The organism is Micromonospora sp. NPDC003816, from assembly GCF_042874705.1.
Lineage (GTDB): Bacteria > Actinomycetota > Actinomycetes > Mycobacteriales > Micromonosporaceae > Micromonospora.
Genome location: NZ_JBIANP010000002.1, coordinates 630,920 through 644,222 on the forward strand (window position 1 = coordinate 630,920; position 13,303 = coordinate 644,222).

13 protein-coding genes are annotated in these 13,303 nt (G+C 72.1%); 6 read left to right on the plus strand and 7 right to left on the minus strand.

The window, feature by feature from the left end; genetic code table 11:
* The first annotated feature begins 98 nt into the window (after positions 1-98).
* A complete protein-coding gene (serC, locus tag ACFYTT_RS08705; RefSeq protein ID WP_176092413.1) occupies positions 99-1,226 on the plus strand; it encodes a phosphoserine transaminase in 1,128 nt (375 codons plus the stop codon).
* 260 nt (positions 1,227-1,486) lie between these two features.
* On the plus strand, positions 1,487-2,566 hold the full coding sequence (gene sepH / locus ACFYTT_RS08710; RefSeq protein WP_131052557.1) for a septation protein SepH: 1,080 nt from the start codon (positions 1,487-1,489) through the stop codon (positions 2,564-2,566).
* Positions 2,567-2,743: 177 nt separating this feature from the next.
* Here the strand turns inward: sepH and ACFYTT_RS08715 are convergent, their stop codons facing one another.
* From ACFYTT_RS08715 to ACFYTT_RS08730, 4 genes are all read right to left on the minus strand, one after another.
* Positions 2,744-3,253 carry a hypothetical protein gene (locus ACFYTT_RS08715; protein WP_176092411.1) on the minus strand — a complete coding sequence of 170 codons (510 nt, stop codon included), beginning with the start codon at positions 3,251-3,253 and terminating at the stop codon, positions 2,744-2,746.
* Positions 3,254-3,346: 93 nt separating this feature from the next.
* Entirely contained in the window at positions 3,347-4,624 is a 1,278-nt protein-coding gene (locus ACFYTT_RS08720; protein ID WP_387258260.1) for an MFS transporter, read from the minus strand.
* Between the two features lie 76 nt (positions 4,625-4,700).
* A complete protein-coding gene (locus ACFYTT_RS08725; RefSeq protein ID WP_131052561.1) occupies positions 4,701-5,150 on the minus strand; it encodes a MarR family winged helix-turn-helix transcriptional regulator in 450 nt (149 codons plus the stop codon).
* Between the two features lie 130 nt (positions 5,151-5,280).
* Positions 5,281-6,756 carry an NCS2 family permease gene (locus tag ACFYTT_RS08730; RefSeq protein WP_176092410.1) on the minus strand — a complete coding sequence of 492 codons (1,476 nt, stop codon included), beginning with the start codon at positions 6,754-6,756 and terminating at the stop codon, positions 5,281-5,283.
* An 86-nt stretch (positions 6,757-6,842) separates the two neighbouring features.
* Here ACFYTT_RS08730 and ACFYTT_RS08735 point away from each other — a divergent pair, with 86 nt between their 5' ends.
* On the plus strand, positions 6,843-7,085 hold the full coding sequence (locus tag ACFYTT_RS08735; RefSeq protein WP_176092409.1) for a DUF2530 domain-containing protein: 243 nt from the start codon (positions 6,843-6,845) through the stop codon (positions 7,083-7,085).
* A gap of 43 nt (positions 7,086-7,128) precedes the next feature.
* Here ACFYTT_RS08735 and ACFYTT_RS08740 read toward each other — a convergent pair whose 3' ends face one another.
* The gene (locus ACFYTT_RS08740; protein ID WP_176092408.1) at positions 7,129-7,965 is read right to left on the minus strand and encodes a DUF3027 domain-containing protein; all 837 of its coding nucleotides are present in this window, start codon (positions 7,963-7,965) and stop codon (positions 7,129-7,131) included.
* 87 nt (positions 7,966-8,052) lie between these two features.
* Between ACFYTT_RS08740 and ACFYTT_RS08745 the strand changes: the two genes are divergently transcribed.
* Together ACFYTT_RS08745 and ACFYTT_RS08750 are read left to right on the plus strand one after the other, a co-directional pair.
* Positions 8,053-9,726: an MFS transporter gene (locus tag ACFYTT_RS08745; RefSeq protein ID WP_387258263.1), complete on the plus strand. Its 1,674-nt coding sequence runs from the start codon at positions 8,053-8,055 to the stop codon at positions 9,724-9,726.
* On the plus strand, positions 9,723-10,373 hold the full coding sequence (locus ACFYTT_RS08750; protein WP_176092406.1) for a futalosine hydrolase: 651 nt from the start codon (positions 9,723-9,725) through the stop codon (positions 10,371-10,373). Before ACFYTT_RS08745 ends, ACFYTT_RS08750 begins: the two co-directional genes overlap by 4 nt.
* 73 nt (positions 10,374-10,446) lie before the next feature.
* Here ACFYTT_RS08750 and ACFYTT_RS08755 read toward each other — a convergent pair whose 3' ends face one another.
* A complete protein-coding gene (locus tag ACFYTT_RS08755; protein ID WP_387258265.1) occupies positions 10,447-11,388 on the minus strand; it encodes a GNAT family N-acetyltransferase in 942 nt (313 codons plus the stop codon).
* Positions 11,389-12,090: 702 nt separating this feature from the next.
* On the opposite strand from ACFYTT_RS08755, the gene ACFYTT_RS08760 reads away from it, so the two are divergent.
* A complete protein-coding gene (locus ACFYTT_RS08760; protein ID WP_387258267.1) occupies positions 12,091-12,939 on the plus strand; it encodes a 1,4-dihydroxy-6-naphthoate synthase in 849 nt (282 codons plus the stop codon).
* On the opposite strand, the gene ACFYTT_RS08765 is transcribed toward ACFYTT_RS08760, so the two are convergent.
* Entirely contained in the window at positions 12,900-13,286 is a 387-nt protein-coding gene (locus tag ACFYTT_RS08765) for a cold-shock protein (protein WP_131052567.1), read from the minus strand. The genes ACFYTT_RS08760 and ACFYTT_RS08765 overlap by 40 nt on opposite strands.
* Positions 13,287-13,303: the final 17 nt, after the last annotated feature.

Here is a 13,303-nt window from a genome sequence, read left to right on the forward strand (position 1 = left end):
TGGACCCCGGCTTCGACCGTGCACCCGCACGCGCCCGCCGCCGGTCAGCCCCACCTGCTCACCCGGGCACCGACCCATGCGGAAGGATCTTTACGACCGTGGCTGACGCACCGACCATCCGGATTCCCGACGAGATCAAGCCCGCCGACGGCCGGTTCGGCTGCGGGCCGTCCAAGGTCCGTCCGGCGGCGGTCTCCGCGCTCGCCGAGGTGGCCACCAGCTACCTGGGCACCTCGCACCGGCAGAAGACCGTCCGCGACCAGGTGTCCCGACTGCGCTCCGGCATCGCCGAGTTCTTCTCGCTGCCCGAGGGGTACGAGGTGGTGATCGGCAACGGCGGCACCACCGCGTTCTGGGAGGTCGCCACGTTCGGCCTGGTCCGTGACCGGGCCCAGTTCGCCAGCTTCGGCGAGTTCGGCGCCAAGTTCGCCAAGTCCGTCAAGGACGCGCCGTTCCTGGGCGAGCCGACGATCCGCAAGTCGGACGCGGGCAGCGCGCCGACCCTGACCGCCGAGGCCGGCGTGGACGTCTACGCCACCCCGCACAACGAGACCTCGACCGGCGTGGCGGTGCCGATCAGCCGCGTGGCCGGCGCCGACCCGGGCTCGCTGCTGCTGGTCGACGCCACCTCCGGTGCCGGTGGCCTGGAGGTCAACGTCGGCGAGACCGACGTCTACTACTTCGCCCCGCAGAAGTGCTTCGGCTCCGACGGCGGGCTCTGGCTGGCCCTGATGTCGCCGGCCGCGTTGGAGCGGGCCGCCGAGATCAAGGCCTCCGGCCGGTACATCCCGGCCTTCCTCGACCTGGTCACCGCGATCGACAACTCGCGGCTGGAGCAGACCTACAACACCCCGGCGCTGGCCACCATCTTCCTCGCCGCCGAGCAGACCGACTGGATGAACTCCCAGGGCGGGCTGGCCTGGGCGGCCAAGCGGACGGCCGAGAGCGCCGCGACCGTGTACGGCTGGGCCGAGCGCTCGACCGTCGCCACCCCGTTCGTCACCGATCCGGCGCTGCGCTCCAACGTGGTCGCCACCATCGACTTCGCCGACGGGGTGGACGCCACCGCGATCGCCAAGGCACTGCGCGCCAACGGCATCGTGGACACCGAGCCGTACCGGAAGCTCGGCCGTAACCAGCTCCGGGTGGCGCTCTTCCCGGCCGTCGAGCCGGCCGACGTGGAGGCGCTGACCGCCTCGATCGACTACGTGGTCGAGCGACTCTGAGTGAACTCGCGGTGACCCTGCGGGCCCGGCCGACCCACTGTGGTCGCCGGGCCCGCGCCGTACGCCGACCATCGCCACTGTCGTACTCGTAACACTGACCCGCCGCACAGCGCTCAGCAGCGGGGAATTAGGCTGCTCAGCTCGACTTGCCCGGGCGTGGCGTCTCCCACCAGGCTGCGGATGGGCGTACCGTGGAGCGCAACGCCCCGGGTGGCCGGCTCGTGGCGTAACGGCCAGCGAGGCGGGACGGAGGCAACGCGATGCGCCCAGTACGCTTCGTCGCCCTCTCCGAGGACGGCCAGGCCCTGGTGCTCGCCGACGAGGTCGGGCGACTGCTCGCCCTCCCCATCGACGAGCGTATCGCCGGGGCGATGCACGCCGAGCCGGGTGCGCCCACGCTCGCGGTGGCACCGTCCACCGCAGACCCGGTGCCGTCGCTGTCCCCTCGGGACATTCAGGCCCGGATCCGCTCCGGCGAGTCCGCCGAGGACGTCGCCCGGATCGCCGGAGTACCGGTCGACCGGGTGCTCCGCTACGCCGGGCCGGTGCTCCAGGAGCGGGCGATGCTCGCCCAGCACGCCCGTCGTACCCGACTCAAGGGCGCCGAGAAGCCCACGCCCCTCGCCGAGGTGGTCAACGGCCGGCTCGCCCAGCACGGGATCGACACCGAGAAGATCTCCTGGGACGCGTGGCGCCGCGACGACGGCACCTGGCGGATCGTCGCCACCTGGCCGTCCGGTAAGGCCACCGCCCAGGCGGTCTGGGATCTGGACAAGACCCGGCAGTCGGTGGCCCCGCACGACGACATGGCGCAGTATCTCTGCGCCGAGCGTCCCGCGCCGCTCCTCGGCCAGGAGCCGGCACCGGAGCGTGGCGGGCACGCGCTGCCCGGCCCGTCGCGCGGTGAGCCGAGCCGGGGTGGGCACGGGCTGCCCTCGCCGGCCGACCCGAGTCGCTCCGGTCGGGACCCGATCCGGGCCGGCCGCGACGCGCTGCTCGCCTCTCTCGACCGTCCGCTCGGCTCCACCTCGGGCCGTGGTCTCGAGCCCCGCTCGCCCGCCGCGCTCGCCGGTGGCCAGGACACGCCGCGCCGGGCCGTCGGTGGCGGCGCAGCCGCGCTGCTCGGCGGTGGTCAGGGTTCCGCCTTCGACGACGACGCCGACGCGCCCAAGGAGGTCCCGGCCGTGCCGTCGCTGGCCGTGCTGCGACCGCGCCGTACGGGTGCCCCGGCCGCCTCGACCAACGAGTCGACCGAGGCCGGCGCCAAGCCGCGTAAGCGGCTGCCGAGCTGGGACGACGTCCTCTTCGGCAGCGGTCCTGCGGCCCGCGAGTCCTCCTGACCGGGCACCGGCCACGCGCCGGTGCCCGCCGAGGGCGCTGAGCTAGCAGTCGGACGTTGGTCCCGGCGTCAGCGGCGGCACCGCGCCGGAGCCGGGCCACCCGGTCGGTCAGGTGCGCGACCGCCTCGGTCGGCGGATGGATCGCGGTGAAGAGTCGCACCGGGTGAAGGGTCGCAGCTACCGGTGCCGTTCGCGCTGTCCGGGGCGGGTCGCCGGCAGTCGCAGCCCGGCGGCGTCCAGCTCGCTCTCCACCCGGACCCGTTCGATCTGCCGGTCGACGCCGGTCAACTCGGCCAGGTGCTCGGTGACGCCGAGTGCCCGGCAGGCCAGCCGGAGGCGGTCGTCGTACGCGTCGAGCACGCTGCTGTGCCACACCACGGCCGCCCCGGCACCGCCGACCCGTTCCCGCCGCAGGCACCGCAGGTCGGCCGCGATCTGCTCCAGCGGACGCCGGTCGTGCCGGTCCAGGGCGTCGAGGTCGGCCCGTACGGCGTTCCCGTCGGCCGCCAGCGACCGGCGCAACGCGACGATCAGCCGCTGTTCCCGACGCCGTACGCGCCACTGCGAACACCCGTAGGTGGCCCGGCCGATCATGTCGTCGGCACCGACCACCAGCACGATCAGCACTGGCAGGAGGACAACGCCGGTCAGCGACAGGGCGAGCAGCAGCGAGCGCAGGACCTCCACGGAAAGAAGCTATGCCGATGCGGAGCGTGATGTAACCGATTTTCCGGTATCCGCGCCGGGCACCCCACCACGCGGGCACCCGGCACCGTGGGCTCAGACCTGGGTGACGTAGAAGCGCGGCATCGGCAGGATCCGGAACCGCAGCCGGGCGCCGTCGTGGCGAAGCTGCCAGGCCAGCGCGATCAGGGCGGCGGCCAGGGAGATCAACCCACCGGCCCAGATGCTGACCCCGGCTCCGAAGGTCTCCGCGACCCAGCCGATCAGTGGCGCGCCGACCGGGTTGGTGCCCAGGAACACCAGCACCCACAGAGCCATCACCCGGCCCCGGAAGGCCGCGTCGGTGCCGAGCTGGACCCGCTGGTTGGCCGCCTGGGCGAAGAAGACCATGAAGAAGCCGGTCGGCACCAGCAACACCACGACCATCCAGTACGTGGGCGCGAGGCCGACGAGCGTCCCGAACACGGCACAGGCGACGGCGGCACCCAGCACCAGCCACACCGAGGGACGGCTGCGCCGCCCGGTGCCGGCCAGCGCACCCACCAGCGCGCCCACCGCGAGCGTGGTGCTGAACAGGCCGAACGAGGCCGCCCCGGTCTCGAACACGGTCTTGGCCAGTGCCGCGAGGGTGAGCTGGAAGTTGAACAGTGCCATACCGATCACGGACATCACGGCCATCGGCAGCACCAGGTCGGGGCGTCGGCTGACGTACCGCAACCCGTCCAGGACGGTCGCCGAGGCCCGCTCGTCGCGCGGCGGCAGCGGCTCCCGGTGCAGCTCGGCGGTACGCATCTGGATCACCGTGATGAGCGGGCCGATCGAGCTGAGCGCGGTGAACAGGAAGACCGGTCCGACGCCGAAGAGGGCGATGGCGACACCGGCGACGGCGGGACCGACGATCCGGGCCGAGTTGAACACGGCCGCGTTGAGCGAGAGCGCGTTCGGCAGCAGCGGAGTGCCGACCAGCTCGGAGACGAACGCCTGGCGAACCGGGGTCTCCACCGCGTTGGCCACGCCCAGCAGGGCGGCGAAGACGAAGACGTGCCAGAGCTGGACCAGACCGGTGAGCACCAGCAGCGCCATCGCCAACGACAACACCGTCCAGAAGGCGTTGGCGACGAAGAGGAGCATCCGCTTGTCGTACCGGTCGGCCAACCGCCCGGAGATCAGCGTGAGCAGGAGCACCGGGGTGAACTGAAGGGCGACGACCACGCCGAGCGCGGTGGCCGAATCGCCGGACAGCTCAAGAACCAGCCAGTCCTGAGCGATGAACATCATCCAGACACCGATCAGTTTGACCAGTTGCCCGGAGGCGAAGAGCCGGTAGTTGCGGACTTGTAGGGACTGGAACATCGTGCTGAGCCTCGCCTGCACTCTTGGTGCGCCTCCTCGCGTCGTACACGTCATCAACGACGGACGTCACGGCACGGCGCACACCCGGTGTGCGGTGTCAGGCTCGGGAGACTCGCTGCAGAATCTCCGCTGCGTGGTGCAGCGTCTCCCGGTCGGCATCGCTCAGCTCGGCCAGCCGGTGGGCCAGCCATTCGTCCCGTACCCGCTCGAACTGGTCGAGCACGGCCCGGCCCCCCTCGGTCGCCGCGAGGATGACCTGCCGGCCGTCGGTCGGGTGGGGCGTGCGCTGCACGAGGCCGCGCTCCTCCAGCTTCGCGACGATCTTGGTCATCGTCGGTGGCTGCACCCGTTCGACGTCGGCGAGCTCCCGCGGCGTGAGCGCGCCCGCCAGCTTGAGGCTGGTGAGCGCGGACAACTGGGTGACCGTCAGGTCACCGACCGGCCGGGCCTGGCGGACCCGCCGGTTGAGCCGGGTGATCGCATCTCGCAGCTGATGGGCCAGCTGCGCCGGTGGCATGCTCTGAGCCGTCACCGTCCGCTCCGTCACGTTAGTTAGCCTAGCTAATGAGACCCGAAGTCGGCAGCGAATATGACCACGCTCACCCGGGTGATCATCGATCCCGGGCCGGGCTGCGCCCGCGTTGTGCGCGGTACGCACGCCCGACCCGGGGCCGGCGTCAGAACAGCGACTCGATCGGGCCGCGCAGGAAGTACACCACGAACAGCACCGCCACCCCGTACAGCAGGGGGTGGATCTCCCGGGCCCTGCCCTTGGCCAGCTTCATCACCACGTACGCGATGAGCCCGGCACCGATGCCGTTGGAGATGGAGTACGTGAACGGCATCAGCACGATGGTGAGGAACGCCGGAATGGCGATCTCGTGGTCTGACCAGTCGATGGTGCGTACCGCGGTCATCATCAGGAAGCCGACCACCACCAGCGCGACCGACGCCGCCTCGAACGGCACCACCACGACCAGCGGCGCGAGGAACATCGCCAGCAGGAACAACACGCCCGTCACCAGGTTGGCCACGCCGGTCCGGGCGCCCTCCGCGACACCGGCGGCACTCTCGACGAACGACGTGTTGCTGGAGACGCTGGCCGCACCACCGCTCGCCGCGGCGATCGAGTCGACCAGCAGGATCTCCTTGGTCCGGGGTGGGGTGCCCTGGTCGTCGAGCATGCCGCCCTCCTGACCGACGGCCACCATCGTGCCCATCGTGTCGAAGAAGTCGGTGATCAACAGCGTGAAGATGAACATCAGCACGACCAGCCAACCGGCTCGCTCCCACGACCCGAGCACGTTGAACTTGCCGAGCAGCGACAGGTCCGGCACGTCGAACGGGTTGCTGGGCAGCGTCGGGACGTTCAGCGACCACCCCTTCGGGTTCGGTACGCCGTTGACCATCGACGGGCCGATGTTGCCGAGCGCCTCGACCACCATCGCCAGCAGCGTCGAGGCGAAGATGCCGATCAGGATGGCCCCGCGTACCCGGCGCACCACCAGCACCAGGGTCAGCAGCAGACCCACCACGAACACCAGCATCGGCCAGCTCACCAGCTTGCCGCCGATGCCCAGCCCCACCGGGACGGTGGTGTTCGCCTCGTCGGGGAGTCGCCGGACGAAACCGGAGTCGACCAGCCCGATGATGGTCAGGAACAGTCCGATGCCGACGCCGATCGCCGTCTTCATCTGGGTCGGCACCGCGCGGAACACCGCGGTACGCAACCCGGTCAGCACCAGCACCGCGATGATCACACCCTCGATCACCACCAGACCCATCGCGTCGGCCCAGGTCATCTCCGGAGCGATCTCGTACGCCACCAGCGCGTTGACCCCGAGACCGGCGGCCACCGCCAGCGGGAAGCGGCCGACCACCCCCATCAGGATGGTCAACAGACCCGCGAGCAGGGCGGTGGCCGCCGCGATCGCCGGGATCGGCAGCGTGTTGCCGTCGCCGTCGGCGGCACTGCCGAGGATGAGCGGGTTGAGCACCACGATGTACGCCATCGTGAAGAAGGTCGCCAGGCCACCGCGCACCTCACGGCTCATCGTCGAGCCGCGGGCCGAGATCTCGAAGTACCGATCGAAGCCGTTGCGGGGACGGCCGGGATCGAGTGGGGTGCCCTCGTCGGGCGGCGCTACTGCCATCAGGAACCTCACAGCAGATCATCGGGTTGTCGCGCGCATCGTTGCAGAACCCGAGGCGGTGGAAAAGCGTCACGTACCCTGGCCGGGTGCCGAAGCAGCAGCCCCGCCCCGAGCCGCTCGACCCGCCGATGGTGCCGTTCGTGCTGGCCGGGATCGTGGCCTGGGCGGTCGCCGGCCTGGTGCTGCTGCTGTTCCGGGACCGGCTGATCGACAGCGGTCACGAGAACTGGCTCTGGATCTGCCTGGCCGGTTTTCTGTGGGGCTTCCCCGGTCTCGCGGTGATGATGCGCCACGACGCCCACCGACGGCGACGACGCGCCGCCGGCTGAGCGAACCGCCCGGGCGTCGCCGGGGCGGTCCGCCTCCTGCCGATCAGGAGTGGCCGTACGGCTCCGCCGGCTCGCCGGACTCCACGGACCCGGGCGCACGGCTGACCGTCATCGGCTCCATCGCGCTGTCGTCGTACACCGTGGGCATCTCGTCCACCGGCGTCTCGGCGTCGACCAGGGTCTCCGAGTGGGCACCACATCCGTGGTCGGCGCTGACCACCCGGCCGTCGTCCGGGGCGTAGAAGTTGCCGCACACGCCGAAGCAGAGCCGCAGGTTGCCGGCGAGCGGCAGATAGAAGCCGCAGGTGCCGCACCGGGCGGCGGCGGGCGCGGCGGTCGAGATGGGCGCCGTCGGACCGTGGTCGCCGTCGTACCAGCGCTGTGCCGCCTCGGCCCGACCCTCCCTCGACAACACCCGGGGCCGACCGAGCCCCAGCTCCCACGAGGTCTCCTCGACCGCCGAGTCGTCCGAGAGCAGGTAACCGGGCTGGAGCCGCTCGTCGTCCGGCGGCGTCGGCAGCAGGTCACCGGGGCCCAGGTCACCCGGCTTGAGCCGCTCCTGCCAGGGCAGCCAGCCGGGCGCGAGCAGCGCGTCCGGTCCGGGCAGCAGCACCGTCTCGCAGATCGTCACGGTCCGGCTGCGCGGCACCCGGGTGACGGTGACCGCCCACCGCCAACCGCGATATCCGGCCTGACGGCACTCGAAGTAGTGGGTGACGAGTCGGTCACCCTCGGCCACAGCTTGCAGGTGGTCGCCGACATCGTCGGGATCCACCTCGGTGATGCCGGCGCGGGCCACCTCGACGGCGGCGGCGCAGACCTGGTCGAGACGAGCGGCGCGGGCGGAGGCGGGCCTGGTCACCCAACCATTGTCACCCATGCGCGGCTCCGACTGTGAGGCACTCCCCAGAGGTGTTCTCCGGCGGTGACGCGCCAAGTGTCGGCCGGATGGTTCAGGATGGGTGCCATGCCGCTGTCCTCCCGCTCCGAGAGGTCCCTCCTCGGGCGGACCGTCGGCACCGGAATCCGGGCCGTCCGGCTGCTGCTGCGCGGCTCGGTGAGCAGCGGACGCTGGGTGACGCGCAGTGCCGCCCGGGCCCGGACCCGGGGTGCCGGCGGCGAGACCGGCATGGTCCGCATGTTCGACCTGCACGCCGTCTCCTGTGCCGGGGACACGCTGATCGCCATCGGCCTGGCCGGGACGATCTTCTTCAACGTGCCGCTCGGCGAGGCGCGCAGCAAGGTCGCGCTCTATCTGCTGGTGACCATGGTGCCGTTCGCCATGCTCGCCCCGGTGGTCGGCCCGCTGCTCGACCACTTCCGGCACGGTCGGCGGTACGCGTTGGCCACGACCATGCTGGGTCGGGCCTTCCTGGCCTGGTTGATCTCCGACTACATCCACGGTTTCGGGCTCTACCCGGCGGCGTTCGGCGTACTCGCGCTCTCCCGGGCGTACGGCGTGGCCAGATCCGCCGCCGTGCCCAGACTCCTGCCCGAAGGGCTCGGGCTCTCCCAGGTCGGCGCCCGTGCCAGCGTCTACGGCACGGTGGCCGGTGCCCTGGTCGCCCCGATCGGACTGGCCGCGTTCTGGTTCGGGCCGCAGTGGCCGCTCCGGGTCGCCTCGGTGATCTTCCTGGTCGGCATGGTGGTGGCGCTCCGGCTGCCGCCGAAGGCCGACTCCGAGCCACCGGAACGGGTTCCCCGCCCGCTGCGCGCGCTGCTGCGCCGTACCGGTGACCGACCACTCGGCCGGGGTCGACCCGCCGGGCGGCTGGTGATCTCCAACCTCGTCGGCGCGGCCACGTTACGCGCGATCTACGGCTTCCTGCTGCTCTTCCTCGCCTTCAGCATCAAGGCGGGCGACCTGACCACCGTGGTGTTCGGGCGTGACCTGGGTGACGAGGGAGCACTCGGCGTGGTCGGCGGCGCCCTTGCCGTCGGCACCTTCCTGGCCACCGCCATCGGCACCCGACTGCGCATCCACCGGCCGGCCGCACTCCAGTCCAGCGGCATGATCATCGTGGCCGGGGTGGGCATACTCGCCGTCCTGAACTTCTCCCTGCCGATGGTCGCCCTGCTCTGCGTGGTCGCGGCCATGATGAGCGGCATCGCCAAGCTGGCTGTGGACGCCTCGATCCAGGAACGCATCCCGGAACGGCTGCGGGCGAGTTCCTTCGCGCACTCCGAGACGGCCCTGATGCTCGCCTTCGTCGCCGGTGGCGGGCTGGGACTCGTACCCTTCGAGGGCCGGATCGGCATCGCGGTCGCCGCCGGTGTCGGCACGCTCGCCGCCATGCGCGGCATGGTGATGGCCCGCCGGCTGCGGACCGAACGGCTGCGCGGCCGGCCGCTGACCGACGACGAGCTGGCCAGCGAGGAACGGGCCGCCGACGAAGAGGCCGCCACGGAGCAGGCCGCCCGGGACAAGAAGGCAGCCGAGCAGGCCGAAGCCGCCGAGCAGGCGAAGGCCACCGAGGCCGCCGCCGCGCCCACCTCACCCGCGCCCTACCAGGGGGGTACGACCGACGAGCGCGACCTGGCACCGCCCGGCTTCCACATCTACCGTCCGTCGTCGGCGGTCACCGGCTCCGGCGGCAGCGACGACGAGACCCGACGCAGCTCGCCGGGGCCGATCCCGTGACCGGCCTGCTCGTGGTCACCGCCGTCCCCGCCGAGGCGGAGGCGATCCAGGCCGGTCTCGCCGACCCCACCGTGGCGGTGGTGCCGGTGGGCGTGGGCCCGGCCGTCGCCGGAGCCGCGACCGCACGTCTCCTCGCCCTCGCCGAGGGCGCCGGTCGGCCGTACCGAGGGGTGATCAGCGCGGGCGTGGCCGGCGGTTTCCCGGGCCGAGTGCCGGTCGGCGGCACCGTGCTCGGCACCCGGGCCGTCGCCGCCGACCTGGGCGCCGAGTCACCCGACGGCTTCATCCCCCTCGACGACCTCGGCATGCCGGCGGAACTACTCGGTGGTGGCACCTCCGTCGCCGTCGACCCTGCCCTGCTGGCCGGCCTGCGCGACGCGCTACCGGACGCCACCGTCGGGCCGGTACTGACCGTCAGCACCGTCACCGGCACCGCCGCCAGCACCGAGGCGTTGAGCCGGCGTCACCCGGACGCCGTGGCCGAGGCCATGGAGGGGTACGGCGTGGCCGTCGCCGCCACCCACGCCGGCGTACCCTTCGCGGAGCTGCGCACCGTCTCCAACCCGATCGGCCCCCGTGACCGCGGTGCCTGGCGGATGCGCGAGGCGCTCGTCGCCCTCACCGCCGCCGCCACCGCCCTGCGCTAGCCACCCCGCCGCACGCCAACCTCGCCGTTCCGCCGTTCCCGCCGTTCTCGCCGTTCTCGCGCTGATGCGGCCGTCATCGGTGTTCGAGGCGGAGCGCCATGGGCCTGCTCCCCTCGATCCGGAAGCCGCAGGCCATCAGGAACTGCACGCCAGCCGACTCGGCGATGGCGCACACCGCGCGCGGGCCCACCAGACGCGTCTCCTCGACGAGCCGGCCCACCAGACGCCGTCCGATGCCCAGCCGCTGCAACTGGGGAGCAACCAGCACACCGTCCAGCACCACCTCACGCCGGTCGCCCAGGTCCACGCCGTACCGCAGGTCGAGGCTGCGCTCATGCGCGCGCAACTCGCCGACCAGATCACCGTCCGGCAACTCGGCGACCAGGCGCCAGCACGTCTCCGGCACGCCGTCGGTGACGCGGCGGACCCGCACCCCGGCGAACGACCGTTCACGCAGCCGCCGCTCGTCCCGGTACCGCCGGTTCAGGTCGAAGGTCACCTCGGGTACCCGTAACGGCCACCGCTCGGGCGGCAACGTGTACCAGTCCGCCCACCAGGCCCCCGGCCAGTCCCTGAGCGTGCGGACCCGGCGAGCGTCGAGATGAGCCGGATAGCGACGCCCCGCCGCGTCCCGCCAGCCGTCGTCCGAAGCCACCTCGCCCGCCCCCGCAGCAAGGGCGTCCCCCGCAGTAAGGGCACCGCCCGCGACGAGGCCCACCGTGCCACCCGCCGCACGGACGAGCCGCTGCACGGTCCGGAAGCGCGGGTCAGCACCCCGCCCCGACTCGATCCGCGCCACCGTCGACTGCGGCACCCCGGACAGCGCAGCCAGTTCCCGCTGACTCAGGTCGGCCCGTCGCCGCAACGCCCGCAGCATCGCCCCCACATCCGTCAGCCGCTCGCCAGAACTGCCGGCTCGGGTCCGTCCGACCCGATCCACCGCACCGTCACCGCCCGCCACTCCGCCACCGCCGGCCACGCCCTCACCGCCGGCCACTCCGCCATCGCCGGCCATGCCCTCACCACTACCGTCCCCCACCATCGCTGTCCCCCGTGCCGTCGTTGGCCCATGCCGTCGCTGAACGCATGCCGTCGCTGAACCGCACCATCGATGCTGACCGAACCGGGCGGCCCGCTCAACCCGCCCGGCGAACCTGTGGACAACGCCTGTGGATAACTCTGTGAGTAGGCTCTTGCGCCTGCTGGTGGCCCGTGCAATGACTCCGGCGGGTCGCGCCTCCTGTACTCCCCTCGGCCGCCTTTCGAGCTGAACCGTTGGTGCTATCGCCTCCGTGGCTGCCGAACAGGTGCACTTTGTGGCGAGGTCCGTTGGGGCGAGGTCCGATCCGTCGCTGCAGTCAGCTCGAAAGGGGCCGCAGTGGATAAGGCGTCAGCGTCGGGGAAGCCCGGCGACTACGTCGCCAGGCGCGTTGTCCCTGGTGTTCGCTGGGGTGAATACCTGCCCGCGCCGGAGCACCAGGGCCCGCGCCCGAACGCCGCGGTCCGCGCCGGAATCAGCCAGGTCCGCGCCGGAGCCGCTGGGGTCTGTGCCGGGTACCGGCGGCCCAGCGTGAGATCGAACGGTGGAACGGCGGCGAGAGCCGTGGGGTGGTCCGGGTGGTGAGGACGGTCAGTGGGCGTGGTGGCGGGTGTGGGCTGGCCGACGGTCGGCGTACCGGCGGGTGGCGGGCGGTGGGGGCGGGGTTACGGTGGAGTCGTGGCGCTCTCGCTGGCGATCTCGCCCTGCCCCAACGACACGTTCGTCTTCCATGCGCTGGTGCACGGTCAGGTGCCCGGTGCCCCGCCGGTCGAGGTGACGTACGCCGACGTCGACGTCACCAACACGGCCGCCGAGCGCGGCGCGTTCGACCTGGTGAAGGTGAGTTACGCCGCCTTGCCCTGGCTGCTGGCGGACTACCACCTGCTGCCCTGCGGGGGTGCGCTGGGGCGCGGCTGCGGGCCGCTGGTGCTCACCCGGGCCGACCAGGACGGTGGGCCGGACCGGACCGACCTGAGTGACGCGACGGTGGCGGTGCCGGGCGACCGGACCACCGCGTACCTGCTGTTCCGGCTCTGGGCCGCCGGCCGGACGCCGCGCCGCATCGAGGTGGTGCCGTTCCACGAGATCATGCCCGGCGTGGCCGCCGGACGTTACGACGCCGGGCTGGTGATCCACGAGGCGCGGTTCACCTACCCCCGCCACGGGCTGACCGCCCTGGTCGACCTCGGCGAGTGGTGGGAGACCGACACCGGGCTGCCGATCCCGCTCGGTGCCATCCTGGCGCGGCGCGGCGCGGTCGACCCGGAGCAGGCCGCCGGATGGATCCGGGACTCCGTCGCGCGGGCCTGGGCCGACCCGGCGGCCAGTCGGGCGTACGTCGTGGCGCACGCGCAGGAGATGGAGCCCGACGTGGTGGACCGGCACATCGGCCTCTACGTCAACGAGTTCACCGCCGACCTGGGGGACGCGGGGTTCGCTGCCGTGGAGGCGCTGCTCGGCCGGGCCGCCGACGCCGGGCTCGTGCCTCAGACCTCCAGCTCGCGGGCGACCGCGTGGACCAACTGAGCGACCTTCTGGGCGGTCTTGCGATCCGGGAAGCGGCCCCGGCGCAGGTCCGGCTGCACCTTCGCCTCCAGCACCTTGATCATGTCTTCGACCAGACCGTGCAGCTCCTCGGCGGGTCGGCGCCGCAACTCCGCCACGGAGGGCGGGGCGTCGAGCAGCTTCACTCCCATCGCCTGCGCGCCGCGTCGGCTGTCCACCACGCTGAAGTCGACCCGCTGGCCGCCCTTGAGGTCGGTGACACCCGCCGGTAGCGCGCCCTTCGGCAGGAACACGTCGCCACCCTCGTCACTGGTGACGAACCCGTATCCCTTGGCCGCGTCGTACCACTTCACTCGACCCGTAGGCACCTGAGAACCCCTGCTTC